Origin of the sequence: Ammoniphilus sp. YIM 78166 (genome assembly GCF_004522215.1) — a bacterium.
Taxonomy (GTDB): domain Bacteria; phylum Bacillota; class Bacilli; order Aneurinibacillales; family RAOX-1; genus YIM-78166.
In genome coordinates this window covers 332636-359494 of sequence record NZ_SDLR01000003.1, presented here as the reverse complement: position 1 = coordinate 359494, position 26859 = coordinate 332636, and the positions used below count along the sequence as shown (strand labels likewise).

Annotated in this window: 26 protein-coding genes and 1 pseudogene; 8 read left to right on the top strand and 19 right to left on the bottom strand. The window is 46.0% G+C overall.

Annotated elements, in window-relative coordinates; translation table 11 throughout:
* Positions 1-96 precede the first annotated feature (96 nt).
* The 3 genes from rocF to EIZ58_RS13245 all read right to left on the bottom strand — a co-directional run bounded on the left by rocF (position 97) and on the right by EIZ58_RS13245 (position 3088).
* Positions 97-1008 carry an arginase gene (gene rocF, locus EIZ58_RS13255; protein WP_134701275.1) on the bottom strand — a complete coding sequence of 304 codons (912 nt, stop codon included), beginning with the start codon at positions 1006-1008 and terminating at the stop codon, positions 97-99.
* Positions 1009-1233: 225 nt separating this feature from the next.
* The gene (locus tag EIZ58_RS13250; RefSeq protein ID WP_134701274.1) at positions 1234-2541 is read right to left on the bottom strand and encodes an FAD-dependent oxidoreductase; all 1308 of its coding nucleotides are present in this window, start codon (positions 2539-2541) and stop codon (positions 1234-1236) included.
* Entirely contained in the window at positions 2528-3088 is a 561-nt protein-coding gene (locus tag EIZ58_RS13245; protein ID WP_134701273.1) for an acyl-CoA thioesterase, read from the bottom strand. The genes EIZ58_RS13250 and EIZ58_RS13245 overlap by 14 nt, the downstream gene beginning before the upstream one ends.
* A gap of 255 nt (positions 3089-3343) precedes the next feature.
* On the opposite strand from EIZ58_RS13245, the gene EIZ58_RS33330 reads away from it, so the two are divergent.
* The 3 genes from EIZ58_RS33330 to EIZ58_RS13235 are packed head-to-tail and all read left to right on the top strand — an operon-like array spanning position 3344 to position 4543.
* Positions 3344-3718, top strand: coding sequence for a hypothetical protein (locus EIZ58_RS33330; RefSeq protein ID WP_167577678.1), 375 nt, complete (start codon positions 3344-3346; stop codon positions 3716-3718).
* Positions 3711-4190, top strand: a complete 480-nt coding sequence (locus EIZ58_RS13240; RefSeq protein ID WP_167577677.1) for an ATP-binding cassette domain-containing protein — start codon at positions 3711-3713, stop codon at positions 4188-4190. Before EIZ58_RS33330 ends, EIZ58_RS13240 begins: the two co-directional genes overlap by 8 nt.
* A complete protein-coding gene (locus EIZ58_RS13235) occupies positions 4187-4543 on the top strand; it encodes an ATP-binding cassette domain-containing protein (RefSeq protein ID WP_167577676.1) in 357 nt (118 codons plus the stop codon). The genes EIZ58_RS13240 and EIZ58_RS13235 overlap by 4 nt, the downstream gene beginning before the upstream one ends.
* 44 nt (positions 4544-4587) lie before the next feature.
* On the opposite strand, the gene EIZ58_RS13230 is transcribed toward EIZ58_RS13235, so the two are convergent.
* From EIZ58_RS13230 to EIZ58_RS13205, 6 genes are all read right to left on the bottom strand, one after another.
* Positions 4588-5346 carry a hypothetical protein gene (locus tag EIZ58_RS13230; protein ID WP_134701270.1) on the bottom strand — a complete coding sequence of 253 codons (759 nt, stop codon included), beginning with the start codon at positions 5344-5346 and terminating at the stop codon, positions 4588-4590.
* Between the two features lie 60 nt (positions 5347-5406).
* Positions 5407-6942, bottom strand: a complete 1536-nt coding sequence (locus tag EIZ58_RS13225; RefSeq protein ID WP_134701269.1) for a gluzincin family metallopeptidase — start codon at positions 6940-6942, stop codon at positions 5407-5409.
* A gap of 116 nt (positions 6943-7058) precedes the next feature.
* On the bottom strand, positions 7059-7382 hold the full coding sequence (locus EIZ58_RS13220) for a hypothetical protein (RefSeq protein ID WP_167577675.1): 324 nt from the start codon (positions 7380-7382) through the stop codon (positions 7059-7061).
* 364 nt (positions 7383-7746) lie between these two features.
* On the bottom strand, positions 7747-8391 hold the full coding sequence (locus tag EIZ58_RS13215; RefSeq protein WP_134701267.1) for a glycoside hydrolase domain-containing protein: 645 nt from the start codon (positions 8389-8391) through the stop codon (positions 7747-7749).
* Between the two features lie 96 nt (positions 8392-8487).
* A complete protein-coding gene (locus EIZ58_RS13210; protein WP_134701266.1) occupies positions 8488-9861 on the bottom strand; it encodes a hypothetical protein in 1374 nt (457 codons plus the stop codon).
* Between the two features lie 282 nt (positions 9862-10143).
* Positions 10144-11376 (bottom strand): MFS transporter, encoded by a 1233-nt coding sequence (locus tag EIZ58_RS13205; protein ID WP_134701984.1) that lies wholly within the window; start codon positions 11374-11376, stop codon positions 10144-10146.
* A 449-nt stretch (positions 11377-11825) separates the two neighbouring features.
* On the opposite strand from EIZ58_RS13205, the gene EIZ58_RS13200 reads away from it, so the two are divergent.
* Positions 11826-12008 carry a hypothetical protein gene (locus EIZ58_RS13200; RefSeq protein WP_134701265.1) on the top strand — a complete coding sequence of 61 codons (183 nt, stop codon included), beginning with the start codon at positions 11826-11828 and terminating at the stop codon, positions 12006-12008.
* Between the two features lie 44 nt (positions 12009-12052).
* Here EIZ58_RS13200 and EIZ58_RS13195 read toward each other — a convergent pair whose 3' ends face one another.
* From EIZ58_RS13195 to EIZ58_RS13155, 9 genes are all read right to left on the bottom strand, one after another.
* A complete protein-coding gene (locus EIZ58_RS13195; protein WP_134701264.1) occupies positions 12053-13030 on the bottom strand; it encodes a Gfo/Idh/MocA family protein in 978 nt (325 codons plus the stop codon).
* Positions 13031-13047: 17 nt separating this feature from the next.
* Entirely contained in the window at positions 13048-14040 is a 993-nt protein-coding gene (locus tag EIZ58_RS13190; RefSeq protein WP_134701263.1) for a Gfo/Idh/MocA family protein, read from the bottom strand.
* A gap of 12 nt (positions 14041-14052) precedes the next feature.
* Positions 14053-15231, bottom strand: coding sequence for a sugar ABC transporter permease (locus EIZ58_RS13185; protein WP_134701262.1), 1179 nt, complete (start codon positions 15229-15231; stop codon positions 14053-14055).
* A gap of 5 nt (positions 15232-15236) precedes the next feature.
* Complete coding sequence (locus EIZ58_RS13180) at positions 15237-16730, bottom strand: xylose ABC transporter ATP-binding protein (RefSeq protein WP_205672226.1); 1494 nt, start codon at positions 16728-16730, stop codon at positions 15237-15239.
* Between the two features lie 83 nt (positions 16731-16813).
* Complete coding sequence (xylF, locus tag EIZ58_RS13175; protein ID WP_370297686.1) at positions 16814-17914, bottom strand: D-xylose ABC transporter substrate-binding protein; 1101 nt, start codon at positions 17912-17914, stop codon at positions 16814-16816.
* Between the two features lie 186 nt (positions 17915-18100).
* Entirely contained in the window at positions 18101-19672 is a 1572-nt protein-coding gene (locus EIZ58_RS13170) for a helix-turn-helix domain-containing protein (RefSeq protein WP_134701260.1), read from the bottom strand.
* Positions 19673-19690: 18 nt separating this feature from the next.
* Entirely contained in the window at positions 19691-21124 is a 1434-nt protein-coding gene (locus EIZ58_RS13165; protein WP_134701259.1) for a sensor histidine kinase, read from the bottom strand.
* A gap of 5 nt (positions 21125-21129) precedes the next feature.
* On the bottom strand, positions 21130-22107 hold the full coding sequence (locus tag EIZ58_RS13160; RefSeq protein ID WP_134701258.1) for a sugar-binding protein: 978 nt from the start codon (positions 22105-22107) through the stop codon (positions 21130-21132).
* Between the two features lie 158 nt (positions 22108-22265).
* Positions 22266-23636: an MATE family efflux transporter gene (locus EIZ58_RS13155; protein WP_134701257.1), complete on the bottom strand. Its 1371-nt coding sequence runs from the start codon at positions 23634-23636 to the stop codon at positions 22266-22268.
* Positions 23637-23764: 128 nt separating this feature from the next.
* Between EIZ58_RS13155 and EIZ58_RS13150 the strand changes: the two genes are divergently transcribed.
* Genes EIZ58_RS13150 through EIZ58_RS13140 form a run of 3 tightly spaced genes read left to right on the top strand, consistent with a single transcriptional unit; the run spans position 23765 to position 25659 of the window.
* Positions 23765-24631: a helix-turn-helix transcriptional regulator gene (locus tag EIZ58_RS13150; protein WP_240689079.1), complete on the top strand. Its 867-nt coding sequence runs from the start codon at positions 23765-23767 to the stop codon at positions 24629-24631.
* Positions 24632-24646: 15 nt separating this feature from the next.
* Positions 24647-25267: a YdcF family protein gene (locus EIZ58_RS13145; RefSeq protein WP_134701256.1), complete on the top strand. Its 621-nt coding sequence runs from the start codon at positions 24647-24649 to the stop codon at positions 25265-25267.
* A 32-nt stretch (positions 25268-25299) separates the two neighbouring features.
* A complete protein-coding gene (locus EIZ58_RS13140) occupies positions 25300-25659 on the top strand; it encodes a GerD family protein (RefSeq protein ID WP_134701255.1) in 360 nt (119 codons plus the stop codon).
* 51 nt (positions 25660-25710) lie between these two features.
* Here the strand turns inward: EIZ58_RS13140 and EIZ58_RS13135 are convergent.
* Positions 25711-26434: pseudogene (locus EIZ58_RS13135) on the bottom strand (TIGR00366 family protein); the annotation flags it as partial.
* On the opposite strand from EIZ58_RS13135, the gene EIZ58_RS13130 reads away from it, so the two are divergent.
* Positions 26399-26854, top strand: coding sequence for a radical SAM family protein (locus EIZ58_RS13130; RefSeq protein ID WP_167577673.1), 456 nt, complete (start codon positions 26399-26401; stop codon positions 26852-26854). The pseudogene EIZ58_RS13135 and the gene EIZ58_RS13130 sit on opposite strands and share 36 nt — an antisense overlap.
* Positions 26855-26859 lie beyond the last annotated feature (5 nt).

Genomic DNA, 26859 nt, shown 5'->3' with positions numbered 1-26859 from the left:
ATAATTTTGCAAGTTGCACCGTTAATTTTGCAACTTCAACGCAAACAGTAAAAGACCAATCAAGCGGGGGCGTTTGATTGGTCTATCTTTATTCAGCTAGAGTATTCTTTTGCCAAACAAGGATTCAAGCAATTCAATCGCTAACTTCGTCGTTTTCTGATCAGGATCATCGATGGTCGGGTTAACCTCCACCAATTCAGCCGAGGTTAAGACCCCAGATTGATGCAGCAGCTCCATGATCATGTGGGCTTCTCGATAATTTAAGCCACCCTTTACCGGAGTTCCTGTTCCTGGAGCCTCTTGAGGGTCAACACTATCGATGTCAAAGCTAAGATGAACGCCGTCCGTTCCTCTGCTGGCAATCTCAATAGCTTGTTTCATTACGTTCGAGATTCCGAGGTTATCGATATCGTGCATGGTAAAACAAGTGATTCCTAATTCACGGATTAAGCTCCTTTCTCCCTGATCCAGATCTCTTGCCCCGATCAAGACGACGTGTTCCGGTCGAATCTTAGGAGCTCTGCCCCCTAAATTTACAAGTTCCCCATCGCCAAGCCCAAGACTCGCGGCAAGGGACATTCCGTGGATATTCCCGGAGGGGCTTGTATCCTGTGTATTTAAATCCCCATGAGCATCCACCCAGATCACGCCCATGTTTTGATATCGCTGCGTTAATCCCGCTATCGTTCCGATGGCAATGCTGTGGTCGCCTCCTAGAACCAGCGGGAATTGATTCGTTTCTACCAGGTCAGACACAGACTGAGCCAAAAGACGATTCACCTCAAGCACCTCTTTGTAATGTTTAAGATGAGGATGTGCTTGTTCACCAGCAAAAGGGATTTCCGGAAGTGCGTGATCATGGCCAATTTCCACGTCAAGTCTTTGCAATGCATCCTTCAATCCCTCACGCAGAAGAGCATTAGGACCTTGAGTTACTCCCCTTTTCCCTGCTCCCAGGTCAAAGGGCACTGAAATCAATGAGATCGTTTGTTTTATTGTGGCTAGCATGCTGATAGACCTCCTACGCGTTTTTCTTTCGTTAGCTCTGTTCGACTTCTCACGAACGACTCCCCCTTATGCTCTAATGAAGTACAATAAAGCAAGAACTATGCCAAGCGTAACAAGCGATTCTAAGCCTTGAAAACTCTGAGGAGTGCCAATTTTCTTTGCGTTTTGGCAGCTAAATCTTTTTGCATTCAAAAAAAAAGAATCGATTGCTCGATTCTATAATTGCTACTTCTTAGAGACCACACTGCTTTTCAACAGAACGCACTCACTGGCTGCGTAAGCGCTCGAAAAGGAAAGCTCTGAGAGCTGTCCCTGTCCTTCACACCAATCCCCCGCAAAAAATAGATTCTGGATATCTGGGAGGGAAATCGGCATAGGCTTCTGCGTCATCGTCCATTTGATTTCTTGAACGGTAGCTCGCCCCGATGTACGGGGAACAACTAATTGCTCCCTCCAACCGGCAAAGTGCTTATCATAGAGTTCTTCTATCTTTTGTTTATATCTTTCTACATGGGCCTTGTTTCCTGCCTCATCCTGTTTCATATAGGCCGTGGCTTGGAGAAGCTGTCCTCCCGGAGGGACACATGTTTCATCGTAATAGGAAATATCTGTAATAAAAATCTGGTTCTTTTTATCGTAAATATAGGTATACGGCACATCGATCCGCTGCTTGAGTCCAACATCGTAGACCACAACTAGGCTTGGATCGTGATGAGCATAATACATCATCGGATGATGTATTTCCGTTCCCTGAAAAATTTTAACTAACTCCTTCGGCGGTATGCAGAACATAAAATCCGTCCCGGTGATCGTCTGATCACCCGTGTGTACCGCATGAATTTGGCCTTCATGAATGGAGACGGCTTCCACTTTGCATTTCGTTAAGATTACGCCTTGGTTTTCTTCGATCACCCGAACCAATTCGTTAATTAACGCATGCCACCCTCCCCCGATATAGGAAACGGGCTTATGGGTGTGAAAAAGTCTCTGATAATAAGAAAAGAAAACATCTGAAGGAATGTGTTCCGGCTCCTTGGTGAAAAAATTGGAAGAAGCCAAGGTAAGCATCATTTCCTTGACATCCTCATTGAGCCCGCGCATTTCCATCCACTTTTGAATGGAGACATGAGGATGGCCTTTTTCTAGTCGTGTTAAGGTTTTCAATATCTCAAAGGTAAACGTGAGCTTATCTTTTCCTTTTAATATTTTTGTCCGGAATAGCCCCTGAATATTGGCTGGAACATCGGTCAATTGATCCCCTAAATCATACTTGGCTTTATTCGGACTAAAATCTCGCCAATCGATATGAAGTCCAAGTTCTTTTTCTAATCGGCATAGGGTGGATGTATCCCGCCCATAGATGGCATGGGCTCCAAAGTTAAAGGCAAAACCCTTTATATGTAACGTAACGGCTCTTCCGCCCAGAGCCCCTCGTTCTACAATGGCCACTTTCTTTCCATGATGAGATAAAAAAGCCCCTGCGGATAATCCCGCTAATCCTCCCCCTACAATGACCACATCAAACGGTTGCATGGATACCTCTCGTTAATCGTTTTTCATGATCGACTTCCCCAAACTTCTTGGTACCCATGATTTCTGCGAGTCTTTTGCTTTCTTGTCTACGAATTCGTCTAGCTGCTGCCCGTTGAGGAGCACTCTCATATAAAAGGAACTCTTCAGGTGTTTCGGGGTAAACCTCAGGAACCTGAGTAGGCTGTCCGTTCTGATCTAAAGCCACGAACGTGAGAAATGATGTGCCGCATACAACACGCTCCCCTGAAAGAAGATCCTCAGCAATCACCTTCACGAAAACCTCCATAGACGTTTTATGCGTCCAAGTCACAAATGCTTCAAGACAAACCTCATGATCAAGCTTGATGGGATGCAGAAAGTCAATCGAGTCGGTAGAAGCCGTTACGATTCGGCAGTTGGAGTGCTTCATGGCAGACAAAGCTGCCACATCATCAATATGGGACATCAACTTCCCTCCATATAATGTTCCGTGGCAATTGGTATCCGGTGGAAGCACGTGACTTGATTTGGATGATCGAGACTCCCATACATATTTAAAAGCAGACATAAGGTAAAATTCCTCCTAATTAATTTAACTGGTATGTGGCATGCCAGTTGTGATATGAAGCTAAAATTATTTTATTTGATCACATCAAAATTTTCAATATATTTTTTTAGATAATTTTACCTTCCTTCCATTACGTACCCTCATGTGTTATTTACCTTACTGGTCACTGTTTTTTTCGCTTTATTTATATCGATATTGCTTGACCAATCAGCCATAAAAATGTTAGGTTCAGAAGTGATATATTATAATCAAGTCATGTTGGATATCCTTTTCGTCATTACTACGCTTTCCTTGGGCGCCATTTTTATGTCAGGTCCCTACCTGAGCTTTCGGACGATAAAGGAAGACCCCTTCAATAAAAGAATGGCCATGCTGCGATCTTTGCCTATCCCGGTTTCTGTGCTTTCTTTAAGCAGAATGATCATGATGTTGATCACGTTGATCGTCACGTCTGCCGAAAAAAAACGTACACGACCGGTTTCAAAAATAATGGCACAAGGAAAGCAGCTTGGTCTTTCAGCGTACGAACTGCGCTCGATCTTTAATGAAGTACTCGAACAACATTACGACAAAGAAAAGATGGGGGATGACGATGACGACCTCCGCATTAACGATAAAGAATTTGACTAAGAAGTATAAGACCTTCCGCCTGGGGCCCATTAATCTAGATGTTCAAAAGGGCACGGTGATGGCACTTATTGGAGCAAATGGATCGGGAAAAAGTACCTTTCTTCGCGTCCTCATGAATATTCTTCAAGCGGATGAAGGATCGGTTTACGCTTATGGAGAAAATTTCACGGAAGATGAGACTGCCTCGAAGCAAAGGATCGGATACGTGGGCGATAGGCTTGAACCCTATCGGCATTTAACGGTGAAGGAATTATCTTCCCTAATATCGTATTGGTATCCCACTTGGGATCAACAACGTTATGTGCATTATCTCTCAAGATACCAGATCGATGAAAATATGAAGTATGGAAATGGCTCAACACAGGAACAAGAAAAAAAGTGGAGTTCATCTTCTCATTATGTCACAATTCAGAGTTGCTGGTGCTTGATGAGCCTTCTGCGGGCATGGATATGCTCTCCCAACGGAAAATGAAAGAAGATTTGCTGAGTTATATGGAGGATGGAGAACGAAGCATTTTATTGGCTACCCATGTGGTCGATGAAGTGGAGCAATTAGCGGATTATATCTCGGTCATGGAAGAAGGAAAACTCATTCTTACGTTTAATAAAGATGATGTCCATGAGAATTGGGCGCGGGTATGGGTATCTGCCGTTCCGGATTCTTTAAAAGATGAATCCTATGTTTTAGATATTAGTCAGCATCCTGCACAAATCGTCACCAACCACTTATCCGCTTTAGAAAGGGAGTTAAAGAGGCAACAAATCCCGATCATTCAAATTCAACGGTTATCGATTGAGGAAGTAATCGAGAAACTGACTTCATAAGGTGCAGGGCAAGGTGAAGCGGGGGTTAGTCCCCCCCTAGCCTGCTAGTCTATACTCCAATAAACAGCAAACTGTCCATGCTTCACTTTCCTCCCGGTAAGGAAAATATGATACACGCCATCTTCTTGTGCCTCAAACCTGAACGATTGATCACCCAATTCCTCCATCCCTACCCGTTGACCTTCAGGTGGTTGAACATAATGCCCTATGCTTCCTTCCTGCCAATACTTCCATTTTAGGTTGAATGTAAGTCGCTGTCCTGCTTCTAGACGAATCGGGATAGGATGCTCTCCATGGAAATAATCAAAAGACGCCTCAACATATTGCTTGGTCTGATTCTCTACCCATCCGTCCTTTTTATCCATCTCCCATTGGAACACATAGATTTGCATGAGGACTAGGAGAAATAACGGACCTAAAACAGCGACGTAAAGGTTCACTTTTCGATGGCGAAACACAAGAGAGCACAGATAAAAGCTAAGGGCCATTCCAGCCCCTATCCCCATGAATCCAAGGATGGCTCCCATCTCTTGAATACGAATCACCAATTGAAAGAATGGGATAAAAAACAGTGCCCCAGCAAGGACATACAGAACGCCAATCAGCCATTTATTGGTGATTTTCCATTTCCATGCTAACCCATCGATCAAGTAAGAACTAAGAATGCCATAAGTATAACTTATGGGGGCCGCCCACATGAGCATGATTAAAATATCGTGAGGATTCCAATAACCGAATAGCAAAAAGAATAAAACTAAGGGTACCGTTGCAGCAACCCATTTATTTAAGAAGTTAGAGCTCAACGTCGCACCCCATTTCCGCATCTTTCTATTAGACGCAGTCCAACCGTTAAAAATTACAAATTAGGGTTGACTTAAATACTCCCCAAAAGCGGTAAAGCTAAATTCCTGCCCACATAATGTCTTCACTTTTTCCTCCCAAGGTAGACTCTCGGATGGCACCATAAAATGAATTCGTATTTTTTCCCAAAGCTCTTGATTCTTGTACAAGCCCCTAGGGTCCACATTTGCACGAATCATCTCTCGAATCCCGTCGGCATAAAGATACGTGTGGGTATACACAGGATATAGACAAAACATCATATCGACCGCCGGATTCATCGCCATTCCCTTCATGCCAAACACCTCTTCAAACAGCTGATTCGCTCGTTGTTGGAAATCCTGATCCGGGTTTTCATAGATAGATTGCTCTAGTAGGCTCTGGTAATAATAGAGTTTCGTTAAAGTATAGCTGAAAAGCTTCTCAGCTCCTTGTATTTGGTGGATAAGTGCCTCTTCGAGCCCTAGGCAGTCGATCAGCCACTCTCTCTGGGAAGCTATTCCCATAAAAAGTTCTGCCATGGCCTCATGGCCAATTAGGCTTTTGAACCGGAATAAGTCCGGCTTCTGGTGGGAGGAATAATATTCGTATAAGGCATGCCCTAATTCATGAAGACCCACAGCAAATCCGCTATGGCCATCCCGCTTCTTCACGACCAATCGGATATCGTCGGGAGAGATCGCCATCATAAGTCCCCCAAAGGGAATATCCCGCAACTCCATTTTTATGGGAAGGCTGCATGGGTCTAATCCCCACTGTTGACAAGTGAATTGTAACGCTTCTATTAATTTTCCCGAAGAAAAAGGTTCCTTTGGGATCTCGAAGTAATGGAGAGCGGCATAAAGGATGTCATAATACTGTGTTTGGTTCCACTGGAATTTTTCTTGGAATCGCTGTTCCCTTGCAGACGAGCTTTTGCTTAATCCATCCAGCATCCTTTTAACTTGTTCCTTGTAACTTGGAAAGTGGAGACCCATTATTCCTTCAAATACATAGTGGTAATAATGATCAAATCCAAGCTGTTGCGCTCGTCCATTTCTTGCTTTTACCAGCTTGCGAAAAGCAGAGGTGACCTGTTTTGCAAAGTGGTTCATCTGCAAGAATAAATCTTCACGCAACGCCCGATTCGCTTGATTCATCAACTGGACCTGAACAGAGGGAAAAGGATAAGACTCCCCATGAGATTGAAAACTTTGTTTCATCAATATGGATTGGATATCGGCTTTGCATTTCACAATCTCGGGATGGCTCTCCACGATCACTTCCATCGCTTTTCCTTTTAAAACTTCCAACCTCCTTTTCCATTCCTTGTCCGTTTCCTTCTGTTCCCATTCTTCAATAAAAACCTTCCATAGTGGACTCGAAAAAAGCTGAAAATGCTGAAGCGTAAGCTCCTCCTCCACCCCCGATCCTGTGGGGGCGATCATTTCTTCATACTGGATCCTGGCTAAATCCTGAAAGCTCTGATCCAACTTCGCGATCTCCTCTTCGTAGGTGAGTCTCCAAGTTTCCTCATCCTCAATGGACATTAACCTCTCGATATCAAATATCTCACTCATGTTATCCCGCTCCTTCCTTTCCCCCATTATATTGGGGAAATGTCAGAGGAATATCAGAGGAAAGGTTGAAAAAGAACTCCCATTTCACTTTAGACCTCTCTTATCCTCGCCAACTGCTAGTCAATGGGTACTATGACATCAATGAATTCATCATCCCCATATTTAGTTCTCATTTGTTCCTTATGTTCATTAAATGATAGATTGAATTTTTCCGGAGCATTCCCTAAATGGGTGATAAAGACGTTGTCCTTAACACTTACTAAGTAGCTCTCTTCTTGATTAGTATCTTGACCGAAGAACTCCATCCGATATTCTTCTAGCAGTTTAGTATCTAACTCACAATTCAAGAGAACGGTTTTCCTTTGACCTCCCTTATTAACTAAATAGAATATCCCATGACCACGGCGAACTTCTTCCTCGTATTCCGTTCCTACACTCATGGTTCTGGAGTAATTATAGCCACACCGAAGGCAATAAATGTATATCTCAAACGTATTGCAATAATAATCTTCTATAGCAACCCGGCCACATTGTGGACATTCTACGGCAGACATAACCGATGACAGTACAATCATCTCCTTATCAATTGGGTAATTTGTTGTCTCATGGAGGATAGCTTACGGAATTTTGGATATTAGGTGGTTTTCTAATCTGTTGGAGAAGGTAACTAAAGTGAAGTTAGTGAGGAGGGTAAGATCTGGAGTGATATGGGAGCTTGTCTATATTTTAGGTGGAATTATTAAATTGATCAAGTAGTAGTTTTGGTAAAATAAAATCCTAGGTGACCTTAACACCTAGGATGGTTTACCAAAGAAATTGAATCATGCGCCTGTCAACTAGATTAGAATCAATGGGTATGGAACAAGTAGGGTCATCCCATCCGTATTGCCATCCCCAAGTATTACTTCCACAAGGCATCTTAACCGGTTTAAATTCTTTTGGTGCATTGACTCTACTCGTTACGCCTGGTCTTGGGCGATTCGACCAGACAATGGCCTGCTCTATAACCCTAGAATGATTCTTCACAGCTTCACAATAGGCATTAGTAAAATCACCTATCGTTGGGTCGCCGTATAAACCTGGCAAGTATCCGCTGGGAAAAAAAGCATCCACCCATCCCCTTATCCAAGCTTCATCTATTCTATGCTCTAAGTTAGCTGAAATCATTTTCCCTGTAGGCAACCCTAATGTCCTAGCATGAAAAATAGCATTACTAGCAGCTACATGGCCGTTTCTGTAGCCCAAGGCATCTTTCATTACATTATAAATTGGCCAGATCTTTACTCCTTTACCTCTTATCAGCCGAATTTCCTCTGGTGTTAAACCATCTGATACATTAGGAACGGTTGTTAAGTATCTTCCCCAGAAAACGGGATAGCCAAAGTTTCGAACAACACATTGAAAAAAAGATTCCGTTACTCTAGCAGATGAATCTACACCCCACTGCATGGGTAATCATATCCCTTCTTTCTAGGGTGAAAAGAAAGTTACCTCACGCTAATTTATGTTAAGAGTCTATTTAAAGTGACAATAAATCAGAAAGTACTACACTACCATTTGCAGCACAATGAGCAAGCACATCGAAAGAACGATGAAAGCCGCCGTAAAGGGAAGATTCCAGTTTGAAACCTCAAAAGGCGATCGTTTTACGATTCCTGCCATCATTCCAATGGTCGCATTGTAAGGTCCCATAAGGAACGAACTGGCTGCGCCAGCCAGCATGGATACCGCGAGTAGCTGTGGCGATATGCCCAATATTTGCGGGTTCACAGACTGAGCGACCAAGGCAAGCGCCACTGCCGGGTGAAGTCCAATAAAAGCCAAGCCCAGTGGAATTAGCGGGATCAACACGATAAATACATGGACACCGACCAAATCCTTAAAATCGGAGATCGTCAGATTAATGACCGCATCGGCTCCAGACCACCGTAGCGCTGTAATCATAAATCCTGCAGACAGAAAAATGACAAACTGATCCTTCATCTTGGGCAAATAGTGGGCGGGGTGCTTTTTGACAAGGTTCCCATATTCCTTCCCTTTTCCGATAAATAGAGACCAGACTAATCCAAAAGGGAGGATCAGGATGATGATAATCAGCATAAAGGACATGCCAAGCATCAACTCCATCACAAGAACGATCACGCTGAGTAAGGCAATGGCTGCGAGCACATGCCACACCTTTCCGTAATGAGAATCACTTCCCGCAACAGCCATTTCCTGCTGAGCGGATTCCACTTCTTTATCTAAGCTATGCTTCTTCCCTATCATAACACCGAATGCCCAATCCAAGATTAGACCCAGAACAGCGAGCGCTAGCACAAAAAGAATGATGGATGCCCAGCTGACTTTTGTCATTTCTAAGACTGTGGCCAGGATCGGAGCAATCGGTGTCCACATCGTCGTCATAGAGAACCCGTGAGTAATCGCACGGCTCATAAATCGTTCTTTGTTTCGGATCGGATACAGGTCAGCAGCCGGTCGGATGGCGTAGTATGTCATCGGAAGCGATGCTAGATAAGTAAATACCCCTAGAAAATGGGACAATCCTGAGGTCAGGACGTATAAGCTGCCGGACGACTTGATCCGGGAATGGATGATGGTCTGTATGTCACGACCATAATGACCAATCTGCATGGGAATTGCCATTAAAGGGACGAGGGCGAACAACGTCAGTACATTCATCATGTACCCAAAGGACTTCAACAGCTCAAGAGGTCCCGCTCCGTTAGCCAACATCACCGCAAAGCCGACCGTGAGCAGAATTCCGCTTAAAATCTTCACTACTCTTCCCACGTACCGATAAGAGATTAGGATTGCCAACACGGCCATCACTGAAATTGCATGCGAAACTAGTGCACTGGGAAATACAATAGAGATCAGATAAAGTACAATGCAGGTAGAAAATATCGGTACAATCATGCGAAGACCTCGTTTCACGGACAATCGTGTTGTAATATTTTTAAAATAATTTATATTATAACACAACTGTTCATATCATCAGCCGCCTGAAAATCTCGGTGGCAGCCAATTAATAACGATTGACAATTTATAGATTGCATGCGGGTTTAACACTTCTAAGAAGCAGGTTCTCTCGTCATGAGAGCAAGAGGGTTGATGGGATTTGAGAGTCTTAACAGTGTAGAGAAATTTCACCGTTTCTCTACACTTTTTTATTATACAGTTGATTATCGCCACATCCGTCTATGCTAATTTTCCAGTTTCAAGTAATACCTTGTTTCTTCCTAAGAAAACAGCCAATATGAGAATCAGTACCCCTGTCCCTATCAGCAGCCATTCGATTGGAATCACATCCGCCATAGGTCCGAAGAGGAGCATCCCCATCGGCATCATTGAGGTTGAAATCATCCCGTATAATCCAAATACTCTTCCTAGATAATTTTCTTCTACATTTTCCTGTAATAAAACGGTGGTTGGCGTACTGAAAATCGGCATGGCCACTCCGAATACCGTCATGATAAGTAAGTAAATCCAAAAGATAGGAATTATACCGAGCGCCAACGTACAAACGCCCATGATTAGACTGGCGAATGTCATGGTATGAACTTTATTAGGGAAGCCTCCCCATGCAGCAATGACTCCTCCACCTACCATCATCCCTAAAGAAAAGGTGATTTCGATAGCAGTTAACTTCCAGACCTCATCACCGAATGTTCGAGTGACTTGTAGTGGTGTTAGGAATGCAGCCGGTGCGACCAGTACAAAGAAAAAGGCAAAAAACAAAAAGAAGCTTTTGAGGAAATCGTGATTTCTAACGTAGACCAAACCTTGTTTTAAGTCCGCAAAATAGCTTGTTGCTTGTTCTTTAGCCGCCTTCTCATGCACCGGAATATTTAAAAAGACAAATAACGTTACAATCGCAATCACCGCGGTAACCACATCAATAAGGAAGATTACCTCTATGGACGAGGTGGTCAAAAGTGCTGCACTCGCCATCGGGGCCAGAAACATATTCAGCGCCTGAAGACTTCCGTTTATGCCATTGACCCTAGTGAGCTGATCCTCCGGCACAATTTGCGGCAGAATAGCTCCAACCGCTGGAGTTTGTATGCCTGTCCCAATGGCGCGAATCGCCGCCATCACAAAAAACAGCCAGATCGCATCATATCCCATGAAAAAAATAATGGCCAGTATGACAGTAGCCAATGCGATTAGTGCATCTGCAAAAATAATCAGCATTTTTCGGTTGTAGCGATCTGCCCATCCCCCTGCAATAGGCGATAAAACAAAGGTTGGAAGAAAACCACAAAGGATATAAAGTGTCATCATCACCCCCGACTTCGTCGTAAGGGTAATGTGCCACATCATCGCATATTGAACTAAGGACGAACCAAATAGCGAGATCGTCTGGCTACTTAAGAAGAGGATAATATTCTTTTTCCAGGACTCCTTTGGATGATCATTTTCTGCGATTATTATAGTCACGTCCTTTCTATACACTATAATATTTTCTTAATCCCTGATTTTTACATTCCTATGAGTCCTAAGAAATAGACTTGTGTTCGGGCAGGGTCCTTGTCCGAATGCCCCCCCTACTAGCCGCCTCACTATGGCTGAGCAGATACCGCATTGGATAAACCACGCATCGTTTGGGGTGCAGATGGAAAATGTTCACTTATTTTAGAATAAAGGCTTTGAGAGGAACCCAATAGATGGAAAATCTCCACTAATAGTACTATAAAAGCAACTAAGTAGGGGTGGTTATTCAATTTAAATGGTAAAATTCCACTTATACCTCTCTATTCTTTAATATTTTGTCAAATAGATGGACTTTTTCCATCTCCGAGTAGATGACTGGCTCCTCCCCTCATAGCTTCACATGATTTATTACAGAATGAGGAAAACTAAATCCGAGGTGATAAAAAATGGAAAATCTGTTTTTCGAAAGAGATCCTGAAAAAGCTAGACATGCCAATCAGGAAAGAATTGAAGAAGCCAAGATTTACAATCAGGAAAGATTCGATCAACTAGAAGAAATCCAGGACACGATGTATAACCTAGATAAGAAGGAAGACATTTCCTTCGATCCAGATTACATTGACGGGTAAAGTAGCAAAGGGTGTTCCGTATTATTGGAACACCCTTTACCATTTTACTTATTCCATTTGATTTCGATCGACCGTCCACTCTCCACGGATTGCTTGATTGCATCAAGGAGAATCTGGGCGTCCACCGCATCCTCGATGGTCGAGAGCGGTTTTTGGTGGCCTAGTAGGACTTTGTTGACGAGATGATCGGTTTCTAGCTCGTAGGATTCATCATACGGAATCCAGGTTTCGGGATGGGTGCCCACTTGCTTGGTGTTCACGCCTTCACGCCATGAGTGGCTGCCTCCGCCTTCTGTACCGAGAATCTTCACCATAAACGGACCGGGCTGAGAAGTTAAGTCGTTCGTCCGGATCCCAGCAAACAAGCTGATCATTGCTCCGTTGGGCATTTCCAAGGTGACAAACGCTTGGTCTTCTTTTCCCACCTTGTTTTCGCGTGTTTCTGTTGCCATGGCCATAACCCGGGTGGGGCGGCCGAGCAGATACAACAAGGTGTACAAATGATGGGTCATAATTTGTGGAATCACGCCAGGATAACGGGCAAAGATGTCATCGGAATGATAGATGCAGTACTGAATCCATCCTGCTACGATCTCCCCCATGTCCCCTCTGTCGATCATCCGTCGAATTCTCCAAATGGAGGGGTTGTAAACATAATTATGGGCAGGTACACAGTGGACCCCGGCTTCTTGAGCTAAGCGCGCCAAGGTTTGGTTTTCCTCGACGGACAAGCCCACGGGCTTTTCGATGAAGACGTGCTTGCTTGCGGTAATGGCTTGCTTGGCATGCTCAAAATGGTACTCCACCGGTGAAAGCACATAGATTACATTAATGTCTGGGGAGCTCACGAGCTCCTCCACTGATGAAAAAGCTTGTACGCCCCACTCTGCTGCTTTTTGCTGCAGAACCTCCCGATTGCGATCGTAGACCCCCACCAAGCTGGCGTTCTCCACTTGTTGAATGGCCTGTTGATGCATTAACGAAACAAATCCAGTCCCGATAAATCCAATTCCAACTCCCATATTTTATGTCTCCTGTCTTATAAGTATATGCTTTTACCTTCACGCAACGAGCTGTAGGCAGCATCGATTACTCGCATATTTTGCAGCGTATTCGATGGGGGATAAGACGGCTCGATCCCTTTTCGGATACAATCGGCGAGATGCTGGACCTGCAGCAGATACTGGTCCCCCTCCACGAGCAGCTCCTGGACTTCCCCATTCTCATGATGAAGGCGGATCAGTCCCTCCCCTCCGGCCAAATCAGGGCGGTACGCCCGGGGGACGTGAATCCTTCCTTTGGTTCCGATCACCTCATATTCTTGCCGATTGGGAATTTCGAAGTTGCAATCCACGAGGGCATGAACCCCGCTCTGCATTTTCAGGCTTAGGGTCATCAGGGTATCGACGCCCGAAGCGGGATCTATTTTTCCCATGGCAAATACCTGCTCCGGCTCATCCTCTAGAATATAGCGCAGCGAATGGATTCCGTAGCATCCGACGTCATACAAGCTGCCGCCGCCCAGCTCTTTATTTAAACGAATATTGTCAGGCTGGTCTCCTATCGCGAAGCTAAAGGCTGCTCGAAACAAGCGAACCTCGCCGATGGCTCCCGAGCGAACCAATGCCTTGACTTTTTCGTGCTGCGGATGAAACTGGTACATGAAGGCTTCCATAAAAAGGACTTGGTGCTGCTGACAAGCTTCGATCACAGCGTTCATCTCGTCCGCATGAAGCGTAGCTGGCTTTTCACACAAGATATGCTTGTGATGCTGGGCCGCCATGATCGCCCATTGTTGGTGCAAAGCATTGGGCAGCGGAATATATACCACTTGGATGTCCGGATCCTGTAACAGCTCTTCATAGGAATCATACGCCCGGGGAATGCCAAATTCATCGGCCACCTCCCTTGCCTTGCCGCTTAAACTGGCGATAGCTGTGATTTCACTTCCAGGCTCCTTTTGCAGGGCAGGAATGAGCTGACGTCTGGCAATCCCTGCTGTACTGAGAATTCCCCATCGGACCTTTTGCATTGGAACTCCTCCTTATTTGGTTGCTTTTTTCTTGCGGCTGGAAATATCCAACCACACGGCAGCTACTAGTATACTTCCCTTAACTACATATTGCCAAAAAGACTCCAAGCCCATTAGGGACATCCCATTATCCAGGGAAGTCATGATTAAGGCTCCGATGATCGCCCCTAGGATCGTACCGGATCCGCCCATTAAGGAGGTTCCCCCGATCACGCATGCGGCAATAGCATCGAGCTCATACATTTGTCCTGCGGAAATGGTAGCCGAAGACAAGCGGGACGTCAGAACCAAGGAAGCGATCGACGCCAGCAAGCCGCTGAGCAGGAAGACGAGCATCGTTTTCTTGCGGATGTTCACCCCAGACAAGCGTGCGGCATCTGGGTTTCCCCCAATGGCATAGATATGGCGGCCAAAGGAGGTTTGATTGGCCAGGAAACTGAAGACGAGTGCGAGAATAATGACAAAAATGATCGGAAAAGGAATGCCTTTATAGCTGTTCATGAGCAGGACAAAGGAGATTACAAGCAAGCTAATAAATCCGATTTTCGTCAGATCGACCCCCATTGGAGCGACGTCGAAGCCATACTTCTCCCGAGACTTTCTTTTCTTCAAGGTGGACCATAGAATGGCCCCAATAGCAAGGACGGCAAGAATTAAGCCAAATCCCGCGGCGAAGTACGCATTTCCCAAGAGCGCAAACGCCGGGTCGGAGATGGAAATGGTCGAGGACTTGGTGACTCCCATCAGTGCCCCGCGGAACACCATCATCCCCCCTAAGGTGACGATAAAGGCGGGGATCGCCTGATAAGCCACAAGCCAGCCTTGGAACATGCCAAGCAAGGCTCCAACGACGAGAGTACCGATAATTACAACCGAGGTAGGCATCCCCAGCCAATTGCTGAGGATCGAGGCCACACCGCCTGTAAGGCCGACAAGGGAACCAACGGACAAGTCGATATGGCCGGCCACAATGACCAGAACCATCCCGATGGCGAGAATGGCGGTCACTGACATTTGCGTGAATAAATTAGATAAGTTCCGTGCGGTTAAAAACGTGTCATGCATTAGGCCGAAGAATATCCAGATCAGGACTACGGCGGCGACCATCGTGTAGGCTCGAACGTCCATTTTACCCAAGATACTCTTTAGTCCACTTGGTTTGGAAGCGTTGATTTCCGTTTTCATTTCCATGCGTTTTACCCTCCTGTTGCCGCTAACATAATATTTTCTTGCGTGGCTTCACGCCAATCCAGTTCCTTGACAAACTGACCTTCACTCATCACGAGGATCCGGTCGCTCATGCCCAATACCTCCGGAAGCTCTGAGGAAATCATAATGATCGCCACTCCTTGATCGACCAACTGGTTCATGAGGTTGTAAATCTCGTATTTAGCCCCTACGTCGATTCCTCGAGTGGGTTCATCGAGAATCAGCACCTTGGGATCTGACATCAGCCACTTGGCAATGACGACCTTTTGCTGGTTCCCTCCCGAAAGGGTCCCGACGGGCGTTTCAAGGGAAGCGGTTTTCGTTCTTAGGTCTTTGACATACTTCTGTCCCCACTTAATCTCTTCATTGGCATCAATGACTCCCCACTTGCTTACTTTACTTAGGGTCGCCATGGACGTATTTGTCTTGATATCCATCCCCAACACCAAGCCTAATCGCTTGCGATCCTCGGTGACTAAGGCAAGACCTTCCTTGATTGCATCCGAGACGGACTGGATACGCACGGGCCGATTGTTGATCAAAATCTCGCCTTCCGCTTTTCCTCCATAAGCCCCGAACAAGCTCATCACCAATTCGCTTCGGCCGGCTCCCATGAGCCCCGCGATGCCGAGGATTTCCCCTTTTCGCAGGGAAAAGCTCACTTTTCGAATCACTTGCTGGTCAGGTTTATCCTGATGCCATACGGAATAGTGGCGAACCTCAAGCACCGTCTCTTTTGGCACGTGTTCCACGCGTGGATATCGCTCGGTTAACTCCCTTCCGACCATCAAGGAAACCACTTTGTCATCATCAGCCTCTTTACGATCTAGAGTCGCGATCGTCTGGCCATCGCGGAGAATGGTAATGCTGTCGGCGAGACGGAAAACTTCCGGCATCTTGTGTGAGATATAAATACAAGAGACTCCTTCTTCTCTCAGCTGGTTGAGAATCCCGATCAAGATGTCCACTTCACTCTCGGTGAGAGCAGCGGTGGGTTCGTCAAGGATGAGGATCTTCGTATTTTTAGACAGTGCCTTGGCAATTTCGACGAGCTGCTGCTGGCCAATCCCGAGTGTTCCAATTTTGGTATCAGGGCTGATATGGAGACCGACCGTCTTTAGCCATTTTCCCGCGTGGTGATACAGCTCATCCCACTGTATGACCCCTCGCTTCGTCGGTTCGGCGCCAAGGAAAATGTTCTCACCGACGGTCATGTCCTTCACTAATGCCAGCTCCTGGTGGATAATCGTGATCCCCGCTTGTTCGGCATCGCTGATCTTATGAAACTCTTTTTTCTCAGCATCGATTCGGATCTCGCCCGTATACGTCCCTGCTGGATAAAGACCACTGAGCACTTTCATTAACGTCGACTTGCCTGCCCCGTTTTCTCCGCAGAGGGCATGGATTTCTCCTTTTTTTACCTTGAAATTCACTCGGTCTAAGGCCCTAACCCCTGGAAACTCTTTTGTAATGTCAACCATTTCCAATGCGTACACTTCGTTCACTCCTCTATCAAAAGATAGAGTATAGAACAGCCGGGCTGCCCTATACTCCACACCTGCTGCTATTGCTTTGGCCATTGATCCTTAGGAACATTTTTGAACACATCTTCGACTTTATGGAATCCGTCTTTGATCACGGTGTCGACCAAGTTGTCTTGATTCACCGAAATCGGGTCTAGCAGGATGGAAGGAACTTCAATCTTGCCGTTGTTGACTTTCTTATCCGCTTGTACGGTTTCCCCTTTGGCTAAAGTCACCGCCATCTCCGCAGCTTTGGTTGCAATGGCCGTGATCGGCTTGTAAACTGTCATGGTTTGCTTACCTTCAGCAATCCGCTGAACCGCGGCCATATCCGCATCTTGGCCAGATACCGGAACCTTGCCAACTAAGCCTTGTGCGTTCAAGGCTTGGATCGCTCCGCCTGCGGTCCCGTCATTGGCCGCGACAACGGCCTGGACGTCGTTGTTGTTAGCAGTTAGCGCATTTTCCATGTTTTTCAAAGCTTCTTCGGGTTTCCAATCTTTAGAAAATTGATCGTAAACGATCTTGATGTCTCCCTTTTCTACCAACGGTTTCAGCACGTTCATTGCCCCTTCTTTAAACATGTGGGCGTTATTGTCGGTGTCCGCTCCACCGATATACACATAGTTTCCTTTCGGTGCCTTTTCAACGATGGCTTGAGCCTGCATTTCCCCTACCCGAACGTTTTCAAAGGAAAGATAGTAATCCACGTCGGAATTTTTAATGAGTCGGTCGTAGGAGATGACTTTGATGCCCTCTTTATGCGCTTTATCTACAATCGGTGCAGACGCTTCCGCGTTATGCGGGATGACGACGAGAACATCAACCCCTTGGGAAATCAGCTGTTCCGCTTGGCTTAATTGCGTGGCATCGTTTCCATCTGCCGCTAGCACTTTGACTTCACCGCCCAATTCTTGCACCTTCGCCACAAAAATGTCGCGGTCTTTTTGCCAGCGTTCTTCTTTCAGCGTATCCATGGACATTCCAATTACAATCTTGTCATCTGCAGATTTGGTCTGTGTTTGCTCTCCGGAATTGGTAGCCGGCTTATCTCCGCTCGAAACGACTCCACAACCGGTCAGGGAGGCTGCCAACAATAAAGCAGCCGTACTTAAGCTAAGACTTCTTCCCCATTTCAACATACGAATGATCCCCCTTTGATTTCCTTTATCATGATCACGCTTACAACTTAATCTTAGCATCGGAGTTCTCAGCCTGATACCAGGATGACCTGCACTCCTTTGTCTAGTCGCTTCACTTTTTTTGCGGGAGTGATATCGGTTTCAACATCACTAGGACTATTTTGTCTTGAACACAAAAAAGTCCTGTCATGATGACCAGGACTTTTCTTCAAGCTCGTTTTGTCGATATTCCTTGGGGGTCGTTCCGGTAACTTTTTTAAACACGCGGCTAAAATAATTCGGGTCCTTATAACCGACATCGTAGCAGATTTCCTTCAAGCTGTATTCAGGATTTAACATCAATTTCTTGGCTTCCTCAATCCGCAGTTGAGTTAGATAATCAATAAAGGTTTCCCCGATTTGCACTTTAAACAGTTTACTGAAGTAATAGGGGCTTAAGCTGACATACTCCGCCACCTGTTCCATCGAGATCTCCTCTCTGTACTGATCATCAATATAGGCTTTGGCCCGATCGATCACCGTCGCACTGCGCTTTTCTCTCTCGTCCTTGACGACCCGGATCAGCTCATCCAACCGTTCGACGCTTGCCTGGCGCAGCTCTTCGATCTGACAAACCGAGGAAAAGTCAGCATGCGCCTCCACTTTGATCCCTTGCTGGAGAAATTGCTTGGTCAGCGATTCGAAAAGGTAGGTGATTTCTTTTCGCCATCTCGCCAGGTCAACGTTTCTGCCCAGCTTATCCAGCATCACAGTAAGCTTATCATGGGCCTCTTGTTTGTGTAAGCGATGTACGGCATCAAACAGCTGCTTCTCGTCGTTGAGTGAAAAAAGCAGTTTTTTTACTCCTTGCGCTACATCATCATAGTGACGGATGCTCCCCATCGCCGTCGGGTCAGTTGAGACCAACATGGCTTGATGATAGGATTGGCGAAGTCCCTCGATCCCTTCCTGAATCGACCCGATGCCGATCACACTTGAGAGCTTAAGCTCTGCTTCGAGCTTGTCCTGCAGCTTTTTCCCCCACTGGAGCGACTTGATCCGATGGGAATAGGAGGAGATACCAGGCTCGGACGGAACAAACAAAGCCAGTTGACTTCCGATCAAAGGACTTACCAGGCAAGGCAACTGGGGCTTGATGTAGCTTTTAATGGACTCGTAGCACTCCTTTTTATTCAGGTCAAGCGGGGCTTGATCCGTCACAAGGGAAAATACCATGGCGTAGCCCCAGCTCCAATCACAATCCAGCATGTCTGCTACGTGGCGAAGATCGACTTCCTGTACATAATCCAGCATCAGCATAATGGCAAATTCATTTTCAATTAAAGGGCGCAGCTGGGAAAGCCTCTCTTTTAACTCCAGCTCCTCTTGCCTTTTCTTTTTTTCTTCCTCCAGCTCCGAGATCATCCGTTGCAACATTTCGAGGATTTGCTCTTTTTTTGCGGGTTTTAGGATATAATCCTTGACCCCTAGGGCAACCGCTTCCTTGGCGTAAACAAAATAGTCAAAAGCCGTGACCAGGACAATCTTGGCTCCTGTATGCCGCTTGAGAATTTCCTTGATCGCTTCTAACCCTTGAATCCCTGGCATTTTAATATCCATGAAAATGATATCCGGGCGATGCTCCTCTGCAACCTGGATTGCCTTCCGTCCGTTGTCCGCATGGTAGATTTCAAATTTCCCCGGCAACAAGCGGCCCACCATGAGCTCGAGGCCTTCGCGTTCCAACACCTCATCATCTGCAATAAGCAATCGGTACATGCTCCACCTTCTCCTTTCTTACGGCTGGTACGATCGGTTGGGGAGCCGAAAAATCACGGATGTCCCTTCGTTGATTCCGCTCAGCACCTCAATGGTTTGCTTGCCTTCGAAGAAATGATCCAATCGCTTGAACACATTGTGAGTTCCGAGCCCAGTCGAGTGACCTGAGCGTTGGCCGCTCGGCCCTTCTGCATTCAATTGAAGCAGTTTTTTTCGCGTTTCCTCCGTCATCCCGACTCCATTGTCAGCAACCTCCACCCGAACGTGAGAATCGACATAGTGAACCGTGAGTTTCAGCACCGCACCTTCTTCCTTTTCTTCAATCCCATGCATAAAAGCGTTTTCTAAAATAGGCTGCAGAGTCAGACAAGGAACCGCTTGTTCGAGTGCCCTGTCATCGATGTCGAGTTCAAAGGAAACCCGGTCCCTGAACCTTGCTTTTTGAATGGAAAAGTACTCCTTCGCATGCTCCACCTCATCACGCAGGGTCACCGCTTGATCGAGCTTGCGCAGGTTATAGCGGATCAGTCGGGACACGGAGATAGTTAAATCGCTTGTTTTCTCTGCTCCCTCGATATAGGCCAGCTTGGAGATGACATTTAAGGTATTAAACAAAAAATGGGGATTAATTTGGCTCTGCAGCGCTTTCAGCTCAAATTCCTTGACCATTCGGTCTTTTTCGATGCCCTCCAAATTTTTCTCCATTAGGTCCTTGACGTTTTCGAGCATGCGATTAAACGTCCGGCAAAGAATCCCAATTTCATCCGTGCTTCCCAACTCCGGCGCTTTGGTGTCCAGATTGCCTTTCGCGATCTGTTTGGCTGTAGCCACCAGTCTTCGGATCGGAGCGGTAATCGAACGAGAGAGCCAAATTGCAAACGTAATACTCAGCAGGGTGGACGTAATAAACAGCAAGGCGCCCAATAGATTCATCCGGTCAGTCGCGTGAATAATCTCCTGATAGATTGGCTGATAATAGCTCAACTCCAAATCGACTAGCGCCTGGCCATGCTCCGCAATGAAGCGAGAGGTTTTCTCGGCTTCCATATACAAATGGGTATTGTTGTTGATGCCCTCCTTATTCATGGTCGCGGTTGTCCCTTGCACTTGTTCTAAGAACGTCTCGATGAGATTGGCGTAGTTGCGGATTTGAACATGGTTGAGTTCTGTCTTTTTTTGTGCAAGCAGCCGGAACCTGAGCCTCTCCAGCTCCTTGGTGTGTTTATTAAATTCCAGAAAACTGTCTTGATCCAGCCGCAGAAAAAAGTGGCTGAAATACCTTAGACTCTCCTGTGTTTCATGGCTAATTTGCTTGTAAAGCAGTATCCGATCCATCATCAGATTATAGCTTTCTTGGACTTTTTTACTGCTGTCAAAAATAAAGTAAGAAACGACATTCATGAGGATGACGATCAAGGGAATGAAAATGAAAAGCTTTGTTCGTATTGTCATCGTCTTCACTCCCTCCTTGCGTGGCTTGCGTTGATCACTTCAACCTCGGTATAATGCTCTTTTGGCAAGGGCCTTCCCCGGAAATGGTCGTGGAGCAGACGAATGGAATCGTATCCCATCAGGTAGGGCTTTTGTGCCAGTGTGGATACAATTTCTCCTTTTCTAATGCCGTCCAACGTCTCGGGCAAGTCATCAAATCCGATGATCCGTATCTCATATCGGCCCACATGATTTTTCGCTTGAACCATCCCCAAGGCATCCAGTGCGCTGGTCCCTACCATCGTATCAATCTCGGGGTGTTGAGCGAGCACCGCGATCGCCTGTTCCACCGCTTCGATTCGAGAAATATTGGAGGGACGCACCGCGACAATCTCAAGACCAGGAAATTGATCGATCACATGCTTCAACCCATTGAGCCGGAGCATCTGGTTTTCCGCTTTATCACTCCCGATGAGGACACCGATTTTGCCTTGTCCTCCTGTTGCCTGAACGACCATATGTCCTAACCGGTTCCCAGCCCGGAAGTTGTCCGTCCCTACATACGTTAACCGTCTGCTTGTCGGCGCATCGGTATCGATCGTGAGCACAGGAATTCCTTTATCAATCGCTTTATTGATCACCGGCGTAAATTTTTCGTCATTCAGACCTTGAACAATAATGCCGTCGACTTTGGATGCGATCGCTTTTTCTAATAGTTTGATTTGCTCCTCCATATTGTTTCGAACAGGGCCTGTATACTCTAGCTCAAGATCGTATATTTTCGCAGCATCCAAGGCTCCTCTCTCTATCAATTGCCAGTAAGGGTGCCGCTGCTCCTGTTCGATCAGAACCACATGATAGCGCTGGGAGCTGCTCACCTCTGCTCCACGCAGAAGGGCTACGACATTGTCAATCGTACGAGCATTGATGGCAAAGCCAATAAACAGATAGATCACGATCATAGAGAGAGCAATGAGTCCTACCTTCCACTTCTTGTCCGACATCCCTTCTCTCCTCCCTCTTAATCTATCATATTAACTAAATTCGTAAGCGCATACAAGACTCAAAAACGAAATTCTGCCCGCTTTTTCTCGTGGAACACGACTGAATTTGCATGTTCCACGGAAATGAGCGGGCACTACTCCCTTTACGTATTCAAGATCTAAGAAATCGCCTCAGATGGTGTTTTGAATTCCTCCCTGAACACTGGTTTTTTCATAAACCTCTTGGCTCTCCAGCGAAGGAGGGTGAGTCCTCCTCTCAAGAGTTCATCTAATATCATCGCTGCATAGATGCCGAATAATCCCCACCCGAGCGTAATGCCTAAATAATAGGAAAGGCCTACAGCAACTAACCACATGGAGAATAGCCCAATGATCATGTTGAAGCGAGTGTCGCCTACCGCGTTTAAGGCGCTGCCGATCGCCATATTGAGCATCTTGGCTGGTTGCAGCAATAGATTGACGGCTAATAAGGACACCCCTAATGCGATAATTTCTAAGTCGGCCGTAAACAGCATGAGTGCTTGTTTCCCGACGACAACCAGCAGCAGGGTATTGGCCATCACGAGACCAAGTCCCACCCACAAGACTTTATAGGCACTTCGATAGGTTTCTTTATAGTAGCCGGATCCGTAATAGTGTGCAATGTAGATCTGACCTGCCATTGCAATGGAAAAGCCAATGAGAAAGCAAAAGGATTCCAAGGTGTTCAAATAGGTCCGTGCACTCAACTCCTTTGCTCCGAGCATGGCTGTAAAGGAAAAGATAACCAACTGGGTAAAGCACCAGGAGGACATACCGACTCCTAGTGGCCAGCTGAGCTTCAAGGTTTCCTTAAACAAAGGCTTGTCAAATACCCCTAAGTCCTTCCAACTCACCTGCTTGCTGAAGGAGTTTTGGAACATCACAAACAAAATGACCGTTCCTATCAATCGGCTGATCGCTGTCGATAACGCAACCCCTGCCAGGCCCCACTGAGGAAAGCCAAAAGCGCCGTAAATAAAAGCATAATTTAAAATGACATGAATAATGTTAATCCCGATCGAGACATACATGGGTCCCCGTGTGTTCCCGGTGTTTCGGATAATGGTGCCAAGTACCGCCATAGCGGCCATAAACACCATGCCAGCTCCTACAATGGAGATATACGTTTCACCAAGCGGCTGCAGCGCCACTGGCAGCTGAAGCAGCTGTGCAATCGAACCTGCCCCAAAGAAAAGGAGAACACTTAAGACCATACCTATGCCCATACAAACCATAGTGCCCATAATCCCGATGGTCCGAGCGTCCTCCATTCTTTTGGCCCCCAGCTTCTGGGCTACCAAGATACCTGCACCGCTTGCTATTGCCATAAACAGAATATTGGCCGCGTTAAACAGCTGTGTTGAAATGCCAATGACTGCGACGGCATCATCCGAGATATCGCTCACCATTAGGATGTCTACAGCCCCAAGCAAAAACTGCAGCAGCATTTCCAGAAAGATAGGCCATGCCAGCATCCACAGCGTCATATCCTGCTTGTTCTCCTTCATTTCCCATTCCTCCTGCTTGCAGCAATCTAGTCTTTTCAAATTATAAACGCTATACTTTAGAGGAAGTGTTAGGATTTGAACCAAAACTTTCACGATACAAACTTTCATGAGATCGAGGTGGAGAGATCTTGTCTATTCTTCAGTTTACGGCTCCGCCTATGCCCTACCATATCGCGAGCGGTTTTTATACATTTCGGCCAGGTCAAAAGCACTTGAATCGCAGAAATCTGGGCGTGTTTGACTTATTGGTAGTGTCGAGCGGTTGCCTTTATATAGCAGAAGAACAGCAGCAATACGAGGTGCCGGCAGGGCATGCTCTCATCCTTCGGCCAGACCGACACCATTATCCGACTGAAGCGTGCAAGGAGGAAACGGGACACTTTTGGGTCCATTTTGATACAACAGAAACATGGGGAACGACAGAAACCTTTATGCAGGAACAGGTAGAACCAGTGGAAACGAATCCGTTTACGGTGTCAACCTTCACCATGCTGATCCCGCAGTTTGTTCGACTTCAGCAACCATCTGCCATTTACAGCAAACTGCAGCAAATTAATGATTTAGAGCATGAGTCCCATCATAACTGGGCGCGTTGGAAACGCCAACTGATCTTCCAGCAGGTTCTTGAATTATTAAACTCCTCCATCGATTTGAGTACAATCGTACCTGGAAGCAATGTCGCGGAGCAATCGGCTGCTTATTTACGCAAGCATTACAAGGAAGATATAACGGCTGATCAGCTGGGAGAAGTGCTTAATTTCCATCCGGTCTATATCGCTCGCTGTATGCAAAAGCAATTCGGCTGTTCCCCATTTGAATACCTCACCCGGTATCGTCTGGAGCAAGCTAAGCTGCTGCTCCTGCGAACTGATTTGCCGATTGCACGCATTGCTGAAGAAGTAGGATTCCATCAGCCTTCTTACTTCAGTTCCAGCTTCACCCGGTATGAGGGAGTATCTCCACGGACGTATCGAAAGCGGTTTTCAGATTACTAAGGAAGTGGTTATAAAATGTCTCAACTTAAAAAAGCAATGTCAGTCTTTATTGTGGTATCGATCGTATTCATACTCTATTCTGCCATGGACATTTGGAATTATAGGACCAAGCAGGAAAGGGTGAAAACAGATGCCGCTATCGTTCTTGGGGCAGCCGTTTGGGATGCCAAACCCTCCCCTGTTTTTCAAGAGCGAATAAACCATGCCATCTGGCTTTATCAAAATGGTTACGTGGAACATCTAATTTTTACTGGCGGCAAAAAGAACACAGAACCCCTTTCCGAATCCGAGGTTGCGAAACAATATGCTTTAGAAAACCATGTGAAACCCGAGGATATTTTCACTGAAAGCCAATCCACTATCACCGAAGAAAACCTTAAATACGCTTTTGCGATTGCCATGGAAGAAGGATTCAAAACCTTTACTATTGTCAGTGACCCGCTCCACATGAAGCGTTCGATGGTCATGGCAACGAACTTAGGGATGAAAGCCTATTCCTCTCCTACTTTAACGTCCGCCTATAAGAGTATAAGGACCCAAACCCCCTTCTTTTTTCGGGAACTTTTCTTTTACATAGGGTATAAATTAAGCTTTCCGTTTCGGCAGATTGACAACGAGATCAATTGGGAAAAATAACCGGACTAAGTTTATATAAAGGAGTCCAACCCATGCGAATCTTTCTATCTATACTCTTGCTCTTTTCCATTACCTTAACGGGCTGCAACGCTTGGAGTAACTTTTCCCCGGTACCACTTAAGCTTTCCTCACAGCAGATGGCTGAACTCATGCAGGCGCCTGAAGTCCAGCAAGCTCTTATCCAGATCATGTCGACTCCGGAAATGAGACAACAAATGGCAAGTGTATTATCAAGCCCTGAAATGCAACAAGTTCTGATTGATTTAATGAAAACACCAGAGATGCAAAAATCGATGGTTCAGATCATGAAAAGCGCAGAAATGAAACAATTATTCATTGAGGTCATCCGCTCCATCGGGGTTCGTGAGATTGTCAGAGAATTAAGATGGTAAAAAAAAGAAGGGAAGAGAAGGCCTTATCCTCCCTTACCTTCTTTAGCTTTTTTAGTAAACGAAATAGATGAGTATACTTGTCACCACGCCCACCCATACACTTAATAGGGCGCAATATCCCATGATATCACGAATACTTAGCCCTACAACGCTTAAGATCGGCAACGCCCAAAATGGTTGAATTAAATTTGTCCAAGCATCTCCCCCCAACGGCCATGGCGATAGAAGCAGGATTTACCCCTAACTGCATGCCTGCCGGTATTTGCAGAGGACCTTGCAACGCCCATTGCCCACCTCCTGAAGGAGCGAGGATATTGACCAATCCTGCCGTCCAATACGTAAAAACGGAAAAAGATTCCACACTAGCAATCGAGCTCATCCAATCAATGATTGCTTTTCCCATTCCGGAGCTGCCAAGAACGGCAATAATGCCGGCATAAAAAGGAAATTGCAGAACAATGGGCGAGATCGCAGAAACGGCATCCTTAAATGCTTGAGCAAAGTTAGCCAAGGAGCGATGGAAAAAAAGTCCGGCGCTTAGGAACGTAATATTAATAATATTTAAATCTAGATCTTTGCCGTTCACAAACTCATAAATGACATAAATGATTCCTACTGCTCCCATCAGGGTTCCTAAGACCCGATTGTTCTCTAGTTTCTCTGCTGGGGTTTGCGAGCTTTCCGTTGTAAAAGAAGGATTGGCTCTTCCTTCCTCGGCGGGTTGATAAGATTTGATCTCTTGTTTAGGTGCCATAAGCGCAATCAGGATCGGCATCCCCTGCCAAAGAAGCGACTGGCGACGGTGGAGCAACTAGTCAATCACGGGCTGACCGCCGGAATTTTTATAGCCCCCATTCTCCCTAGACTCACGGATTCGACTGACCAATTAAAAGGTTTAGTACGGGAAGCTAAAGCACACCAAGCGATGTACGCGGTTCCCTCCGTCCTGCGCCTCAAGCCAGGAGTGAAAGCCTGGTATTACAAAACATTAGAGACATGTGCACCTGATCTTCTAACAGCCTATACGAACCAATACCAATCGGCGTATCCCTCACACCCTTATGTTGAAGCTCTTATGAACCGTGTCTATTCCATACTTGAAGCGTATGATTTGCCTGCTCATGTCCCTGAACATAAACGACCTCAATTATCCGAATCAAGGGATCAGGATGAACAACTGGCATTTGGGTTTTAAAGATG

Bases quoted from the DNA above. Each gene is read 5' to 3' on its own strand.
- rocF (WP_134701275.1), bottom strand. From the start codon at position 1,008: ATGCTAGCCACAATAAAACAAACGATCTCATTGATTTCAGTGCCCTTT.
- EIZ58_RS13250 (WP_134701274.1), bottom strand. From the start codon at position 2,541: ATGCAACCGTTTGATGTGGTCATTGTAGGGGGAGGATTAGCGGGATTA.
- EIZ58_RS13245 (WP_134701273.1), bottom strand. From the start codon at position 3,088: ATGTCTGCTTTTAAATATGTATGGGAGTCTCGATCATCCAAATCAAGT.
- EIZ58_RS33330 (WP_167577678.1), top strand. From the start codon at position 3,344: ATGTTGGATATCCTTTTCGTCATTACTACGCTTTCCTTGGGCGCCATT.
- EIZ58_RS13235 (WP_167577676.1), top strand. From the start codon at position 4,187: ATGAAAGAAGATTTGCTGAGTTATATGGAGGATGGAGAACGAAGCATT.
- EIZ58_RS13225 (WP_134701269.1), bottom strand. From the start codon at position 6,942: ATGAGTGAGATATTTGATATCGAGAGGTTAATGTCCATTGAGGATGAG.
- EIZ58_RS13220 (WP_167577675.1), bottom strand. From the start codon at position 7,382: ATGAGTGTAGGAACGGAATACGAGGAAGAAGTTCGCCGTGGTCATGGG.
- EIZ58_RS13215 (WP_134701267.1), bottom strand. From the start codon at position 8,391: ATGCAGTGGGGTGTAGATTCATCTGCTAGAGTAACGGAATCTTTTTTT.
- EIZ58_RS13210 (WP_134701266.1), bottom strand. From the start codon at position 9,861: ATGATTGTACCGATATTTTCTACCTGCATTGTACTTTATCTGATCTCT.
- EIZ58_RS13200 (WP_134701265.1), top strand. From the start codon at position 11,826: ATGGAAAATCTGTTTTTCGAAAGAGATCCTGAAAAAGCTAGACATGCC.
- EIZ58_RS13195 (WP_134701264.1), bottom strand. From the start codon at position 13,030: ATGGGAGTTGGAATTGGATTTATCGGGACTGGATTTGTTTCGTTAATG.
- EIZ58_RS13190 (WP_134701263.1), bottom strand. From the start codon at position 14,040: ATGCAAAAGGTCCGATGGGGAATTCTCAGTACAGCAGGGATTGCCAGA.
- EIZ58_RS13185 (WP_134701262.1), bottom strand. From the start codon at position 15,231: ATGGAAATGAAAACGGAAATCAACGCTTCCAAACCAAGTGGACTAAAG.
- EIZ58_RS13180 (WP_205672226.1), bottom strand. From the start codon at position 16,730: ATGGTTGACATTACAAAAGAGTTTCCAGGGGTTAGGGCCTTAGACCGA.
- xylF (WP_370297686.1), bottom strand. From the start codon at position 17,914: ATGTTGAAATGGGGAAGAAGTCTTAGCTTAAGTACGGCTGCTTTATTG.
- EIZ58_RS13170 (WP_134701260.1), bottom strand. From the start codon at position 19,672: ATGTACCGATTGCTTATTGCAGATGATGAGGTGTTGGAACGCGAAGGC.
- EIZ58_RS13165 (WP_134701259.1), bottom strand. From the start codon at position 21,124: ATGACAATACGAACAAAGCTTTTCATTTTCATTCCCTTGATCGTCATC.
- EIZ58_RS13160 (WP_134701258.1), bottom strand. From the start codon at position 22,107: ATGTCGGACAAGAAGTGGAAGGTAGGACTCATTGCTCTCTCTATGATC.
- EIZ58_RS13155 (WP_134701257.1), bottom strand. From the start codon at position 23,636: ATGAAGGAGAACAAGCAGGATATGACGCTGTGGATGCTGGCATGGCCT.
- EIZ58_RS13145 (WP_134701256.1), top strand. From the start codon at position 24,647: ATGTCTCAACTTAAAAAAGCAATGTCAGTCTTTATTGTGGTATCGATC.
- EIZ58_RS13140 (WP_134701255.1), top strand. From the start codon at position 25,300: ATGCGAATCTTTCTATCTATACTCTTGCTCTTTTCCATTACCTTAACG.